The 6,315-nt window shown below is 44.9% G+C and carries 9 protein-coding genes; 2 read left to right on the top strand and 7 right to left on the bottom strand.

Annotation, left to right across the window (positions count from 1 at the left end; genetic code table 11):
- Positions 1-1,299, bottom strand: a 1,299-nt coding sequence (locus tag ACTIE6_RS10545; protein ID WP_439556596.1) for a SusC/RagA family TonB-linked outer membrane protein, incomplete at its 3' end; no start/stop codon positions are given.
- 443 nt (positions 1,300-1,742) lie between these two features.
- Between ACTIE6_RS10545 and ACTIE6_RS10550 the strand changes: the two genes are divergently transcribed.
- Together ACTIE6_RS10550 and ACTIE6_RS10555 are read left to right on the top strand one after the other, a co-directional pair.
- Complete coding sequence (locus ACTIE6_RS10550; protein WP_439556597.1) at positions 1,743-2,630, top strand: Rpn family recombination-promoting nuclease/putative transposase; 888 nt, start codon at positions 1,743-1,745, stop codon at positions 2,628-2,630.
- A gap of 15 nt (positions 2,631-2,645) precedes the next feature.
- Positions 2,646-2,873 (top strand): hypothetical protein, encoded by a 228-nt coding sequence (locus tag ACTIE6_RS10555; RefSeq protein ID WP_439556598.1) that lies wholly within the window; start codon positions 2,646-2,648, stop codon positions 2,871-2,873.
- A 16-nt stretch (positions 2,874-2,889) separates the two neighbouring features.
- Here ACTIE6_RS10555 and ACTIE6_RS10560 read toward each other — a convergent pair whose 3' ends face one another.
- From ACTIE6_RS10560 to ACTIE6_RS10585, 6 genes are all read right to left on the bottom strand, one after another.
- Positions 2,890-3,759, bottom strand: a complete 870-nt coding sequence (locus ACTIE6_RS10560) for a HEPN domain-containing protein (protein ID WP_439556599.1) — start codon at positions 3,757-3,759, stop codon at positions 2,890-2,892.
- Between the two features lie 13 nt (positions 3,760-3,772).
- Positions 3,773-4,417 carry a PDDEXK nuclease domain-containing protein gene (locus ACTIE6_RS10565; protein WP_439556600.1) on the bottom strand — a complete coding sequence of 215 codons (645 nt, stop codon included), beginning with the start codon at positions 4,415-4,417 and terminating at the stop codon, positions 3,773-3,775.
- 12 nt (positions 4,418-4,429) lie between these two features.
- On the bottom strand, positions 4,430-4,816 hold the full coding sequence (locus tag ACTIE6_RS10570) for a DUF1016 N-terminal domain-containing protein (protein ID WP_439556601.1): 387 nt from the start codon (positions 4,814-4,816) through the stop codon (positions 4,430-4,432).
- A 26-nt stretch (positions 4,817-4,842) separates the two neighbouring features.
- Positions 4,843-5,601 carry a transcriptional repressor AgaR gene (gene agaR, locus ACTIE6_RS10575; protein WP_439556602.1) on the bottom strand — a complete coding sequence of 253 codons (759 nt, stop codon included), beginning with the start codon at positions 5,599-5,601 and terminating at the stop codon, positions 4,843-4,845.
- Between the two features lie 75 nt (positions 5,602-5,676).
- Positions 5,677-5,955, bottom strand: coding sequence for an ACT domain-containing protein (locus ACTIE6_RS10580; RefSeq protein WP_439556603.1), 279 nt, complete (start codon positions 5,953-5,955; stop codon positions 5,677-5,679).
- Between the two features lie 5 nt (positions 5,956-5,960).
- A partial coding sequence (locus ACTIE6_RS10585; protein ID WP_439556604.1) for a hypothetical protein occupies positions 5,961-6,315 on the bottom strand: 355 nt, incomplete at its 5' end.

Here is a 6,315-nt window from a genome sequence, read left to right on the forward strand (position 1 = left end):
GATACCGCCAGATGTAGCAATGCGGTTGTTGGTGTAAGATGGTGCTACACGCGCGCCAACCCTGATTCTGTCCGTCACTTTTGCATCCACATTCAGACGGAAAGCGTATTTCTTGAAACCGGAATTGACGATAATACCTTCCTGGTTCTGATAGTTACCTGACACGTAGTAGCGTGCATTCTCTGTCCCGCCGGAAGCTGCGATTTGGTAGTTCTGCATCGGCGCGGTGCGGTAAAGCTCGTCTTGCCAGTCGGTCCAGGGATAAGCTGATGGATTTTTGAATTCGTCAGGGATTTTGAAGGCTGGTCCGCTTCTTACTGAGTTAGGATCGGTTGCTTTTCCGCCCGCGCGTACCCAGTCGCTATTCCGTATATCGATCTGGCGGCGTGCATATTCTTCGTTGGTCATCAGGCCCACTCTCGAAGCAATGCGCTGAAAGCCGTAGCTCGCGTTCACGCTGATCTGCGATTTACCGGCCGCACCTTGTTTGGTGGTAATGATCACCACGCCATTTGAGCCGCGTGATCCGTAAATGGAAGTTGCCGCTGCATCTTTTAATATGTCAATAGACTGAATGTCACCCGGGTTAATGCTCGCCAGCGGGTTCACCGGAGACTGGCTGCCAATGTCACCACCTTGGGCTGCCGCGTTGGTTACCGAGTTATCCAGCGGCACACCATCAATCACATACAAAGGCTGGATACCCGCTGTAATCGATCCTGTGCCCCTGATTTTGATAGACAAACCACCACCCGGAGCTGCCGAAGTCTGCTGGATCTGCACTCCGGCTACCTGTCCCGCCAATGCTTCACCAAAAGAAACCACTGGCCGATCCTGGATCTGCTTGGCGCCCACCGACACTACCGAGCCAGTCACTTCGCGCTTGTTTTGACTTCCGTAACCAACAACAACCACTTCATTCAGCGACTTGTCGCTCGCATCCAGCTGCGGCGAAATGGTAGAGCGATTCCCAACCACTTCCTCCACGTCACCATACCCTATATACGTAAACAACAAAGTGCTATTCGCAGGCACTTGAATGCTGTAATTCCCACTTGCATCGGAAACCACACCATCGCTGCTATTCTTTACACGAACCGAAACGCCGACCAGCGGCTGGCCGGTTGATTTCTCGGTAACCTGTCCACGCACAGCAACTTGCCTTCCCTGTCCGGCATTCTGCGCCTGTCCGGGACTGCAACATAAAAACACAATCAGCACTGCGAAAAGCATCCGCAGTGGCACTCCGCACGCACTGCGGACACTACTAAAACATTCAGTAAACATTTTGTTTCCCATAGGATAGGAAGGTTAGCGGTCTAGAAATGATTAAATCGAAAGGTATCGAAACAAATATAATGTTTTATTAAAAGTAAAATCTTTTCGTAAGAAAAAAATAATATTGTCTAGCCAAAAAGAAAGGTAACGGAGGTTTTGGAGAAATTTTCTGCTTGCGGGTTGGGTTAGAGTGGTGAAGAATTGAAGAATAGCCGCAGAGCGGCTCCCTGTTTATAGACTTAAAAATCAGCCCCGACGACCGGCTCCGGAGGAGCCTCCCTGATTATCGCGCTTTATCAGGAGGCTCCTCCGGAGCCGCAAAATTCAGGCGTATAACCTTTCTATAAACAGGGTGCTCCTCCGGAGCTCGGCGTGGCCGAAAAGAATTTTGGCTTGCAGTTGGTAACAACCGACAGGATTGCAGTATTGAAATGAGGTACACTTCAAAATTCTAATGTTGCCGCATGGACAAACACACACAAAAACACGACACCTTCCTGCGCGCCATCATGGCCAACAAGGAGATTGCCCTGGACTACTTCCGCTCTTGCATCCCGCAGCACATTCAGGCCCTGCTCGATTTTTCGACTCTCGAACAACTTCCCGACACATACGTTTCCAAGGAGCTGCAAAAGTCCATTTCAGACATTGTGTACACCTGCAAGAGGGCAGGCGGGAAAGGAGAAGTAAAAATCTCATTGCTCGTCGAACATAAAAGCTACGTGGACAAATACGTGCCGATCCAGATTGGCAGCTACATCTTCTCCGGGCTCTTGAAACAGATCAGCAATAAGGAAAGTCCCTCGCTGATCATTCCGATATTGCTTTACCACGGCAGGGATAGATGGGAGTATAAGACACTGATCGATGTCTTTGGCGACTTGGAACCAACGTTACGGGGTTTTGTGCCTGACTATCAGTATATTTTTCATAACCTCGGCCAGATCTCTGACGACGAGATTCAGGCACTTAATAATCATTTTCTGGCCGCGTCGCTGCTGGCTATGAAGTATAGTGCGTTTAAAAAGCAGCTGAACGCATTACTTCCGACCATTTATACACTAATTAATGAGATGGACAAGAACTTGCTAAACACTTTGATAGTTTATATATTAGAGGGGAATCCACTTGGTAGGGATCAATTTTTAGAGATGATTACATCGTTACCACCATCTGCAAATAAAGAATCGATTATGGACACTTTGGAACAATTTATTGAGCAAGGCCGTAAGGAAACCACCCGTAATGCGGTGAAGAACCTGATCAAGCAGGCAGTGCTTACCGATGAGCAAATTGCTTCTGCAATGAATGTGACAATAGAGTACGTACTGGAAATTCGGAAAGAACTCTAAACCCTGAAAATCATTATGGCCGAAGAGGATATCTTAAAGATTTACTTTAAGGAACTTTGCGTACTAGCATATTTGGTAGGCTACAAACAAGGCTATGAAGAAGCATATCATCAGACTGTGCAAAAGCCTATTAGAAACCTGATCAAGCTGTCAATACTTACTGATGAACAGATTGCTTCCGCTATGAACGTGACATTAGATTATATTGCGGAGATTCGGGAAACGGTTACCTTCGAAGAATAATATGGAAGTTTACTTTTTACTCTTTCACAAACTCCCCAATCCGCTCCCTGCAAATCCGCTCCGTCAAATCCCTGAGCACTCTCACACGCTCAGCTAAATACTCCAATTCCTCTCTTTCGATCTTATAATTGACTTCATATCGCGCGTCGATATATGCTTTTTTCAAAAGTTTGAATAGTCGCGCTTCTTCGGCCGTGTTTTTGGGAAAAGCAGTTGCGAAATCAGAATGAAGCTTTTCGGCTTGTTTTCCCAACTCTTCAATATCATGTGTCCTCGGTTTGTAATCAGTAAAAACGAGCAGAATGGCAGCATAATATCTTTCAGTGACTTGATGAAGTAAGAAGGCCGCGTTACTGTAATATGCCGCGACATTTTCTCCTTTTTGAAAGTTAAAATCAAAGGATTCTAAAAAACGGTTTGCACTGTCAAACCAATGTTCAAATGCATTACTAGCCTTCTTCTGTCTTTCCAAAGGACTTAATTCTTTCGGCTCAGATAAACTAAATTTTCCTGAATCAAAAAGCATAACTCCTTCTTTATAAATATCGACAAAGAAGTAAAAATTCCTTTCAATCTTATCATTTACAAACCAAAGGCTGTGCTGGATAATGTTGGTTTTCGTAATGTCCTGATTTGCCGCCAATGCCTTATCCAACTCCTGCCATTTCTTTTGTCCCCTTGCCGCTTTTCTATCTTTGGTAATAATCAGAATGTCAAAGTCACTCACATACTCATACGTATCCTGAAAATCTTCCACCCAATCCCCACGCGCGTGACTGCCAAAAAGAATAACCATTTCGGCGGGTATTTTTTCGAGAATGATTTTCGTGATCGTCTGTAATTCTTCCTGCTTGTCTTCGGGGAGGTGGGAGAGGGAGGTTTTCATATAGTGTGCGCGGTTATTTATCGGCTATTTTTCCATTCAACTTCGTTGTGATAAGCTTTTTCTCACGTTCAACCTCCGCAATCAATTCCTCCTCAGTTGGCAGATAAAGCATGTATTTGGTAGCAAACAACTGCTTGCTATCATTCAGAATACTATACTTTACAACGGTTTCGTCTTTTTCAGTGCAAAGAATAATTCCGATAGTCGGGTTATCATCATCCTGCTTTTTTAGATCATCGAACATGCGAATATACATATCCATTTGTCCGGTGTCCTGATGTGTTAGTTTACCCGTTTTTAAATCAAACAGCACAAAACATTTGAGAAGATAATTATAGAAAACGAGATCAATGTAAAAATGACTTGTTTCCGTGCTGATCCGGAACTGCCTGCCGACGAATGAAAATCCTTTTCCTAATTCGAGTAAAAATTGTTGCAGATTTTCGATCAATGCTTTTTCAATATCCTGTTCCAATGAATTAACGGGCTGCGGAATATTCAGGAATTCAAAAACGTAGGGATCTTTGATAAACTCGCTTGCTGCAAGTATTTCAGATTCGCGATTTTCCAGCAGGGAAACGGATTGTTTCTGAGAGGAAAGTAAACGTTGATAATAGAAGGAATTGATATTGCGCTCCAATGTTCGCGTACTCCACATTTGTTCTGCGCATTATTTCAAATTAAAGTCTCTTGCTTCCTGGCTTTCGACTCTCATAATTAGCCGGTTATGGCTCCATGACAATTTGCTACACACTGCGTAGCAAATTGATTCGTCAGGATAAGTGAGATAAAATTGTCTGAAATTCCGAAGGTTTGCGTAAGAAAACCCACTGCCTAATTCAGCAGTAAGCGCCATTGAAAGTGTTTTTAAAATTGCTTCACCATAGGCAGCTTTTTGCTCTCCATGCTGTTCCTCCTGCACAATTCTTCTTCCCATTTGCCAATAGGCTACCACCATTTCGCTATTTACAGCATTATATGCTTTTTGTCGGGCCAGCTGTAAAATTTGAACAACATCCTGAATTAAAGAAGTTGTGGAAATGTCGGTCTTATTCATAGGTGTGATAGTTTTTTGATTTTGCATCACGCAATAATCACCTCAATATTATGCTGCTTCAACATCTTCAAATCCGCCTCCTCGATTTTATCATCCGTCACCACTTTGTGTATTTTGTCAAACCCACAAATAAATGCCAACCCGGATTTCTTAAATTTGGATGAATCGGAAACGATAATCACCTCCTCCGCGATGTCGATCATGATCTGGTTCAGGTGCGCTTCTTCCATGTAGTGGGTGAAAAAGCCTGCATTAGCTTTCATTCCGTCGACGCCCAGGAAAAGTTTGTTGCAATACAATTGCTTAAAATTCCGCTCTGCCATCGGGCCAACCAGCGACATGGAGAATTCTTTCAGATAGCCACCGGGCATGTACACTTGCAGGTTTTCGTACTGCGCGAGGTTGTTGACGATGTCCAGCGCGTTGCTGATCACGGTCAGACTTTTGAATTTTTCCAGATTGTTCGAAATCTCAAAAGTCGTCGTGCCTGAATCGAGGATAATGCTGTCGCCCTCGTTGATGAGCGAAACTGCTTTCCGGCCGATCAGGCGCTTGGTATCGTGGTTGATTTTCCGTTTCTCCGTAACTGTCAGCGCGATATTATTGGTCTTAAAAGCCCCACCATGCGCCCGCACGAGCAGATTACTGTTTTCTAGTTTGTCCAGATCGTTGCGGATCGTCACCTCGCTCACTTCCAGCATTTCGCTCAAATCATTCACATTCACTTCGCCCAACTCATCCAGTTTTTGCAGTATAAGCGAACGGCGCTGCGCAGTTTTCTTCATGGAATTAAATTCTTTTGATTCGTAAATGTAGCAACATTCGGGAATATGGTTGTGCAAAAACGGGTTGGAACGCAATCAAAGCGCCTTCGTTTCCTGTTCTTCGTCCAAATGCGCGAAAGCGCGGTGCACTTCTATGATTTTTTCTATCCGGTTGAGGATCAGCGTCATCATTTCTTTTGGGAATGTGGCTTCAACGATAATGAGTTTCAATCCGGGATTTTCAGTTTTGAAGATCTGAATGTAATGTACATCAAACCGGCTCTTGCCAAAAGTCTGCAAAATGCGGCTCAAAACGTTGTTCACGTCGCTTGCGTAGATCGATATCCGGCTCGGCTCGGGAAGCTGATTTTCCATCGCGATTACCGTTTGACTTTGACCTTAAAAGAAACCCGCTTGGTCTCCCGGATAAACGAATGCGCCCCGTGGCTGTCGCGGCGCGTGTTGCCGGTTTTGGGATAATCGTAAATGCCGTAAAATGTAATCTCATGACCGTCAGGACAATCCGGGCTGATCTGCACCTGCGAAGTCAGCCGCTGCGCCCCCGACCAGTCGGCCCGCGCAAAAAACAACATGCGCCTCTTTTCCATCAATACATAAGGATCCTCGGTATACAATTGCAGCCCAAAATCATGCAGCGAATCAAGGTCAGATTTGGTAAAAACGCTGATCCATTCACCGGGATTGACGATTCCATTCCCATTTCCTTCGCCCACG

The organism is Dyadobacter sp. (assembly GCF_051859145.1).
Lineage (GTDB): Bacteria > Bacteroidota > Bacteroidia > Cytophagales > Spirosomataceae > Dyadobacter.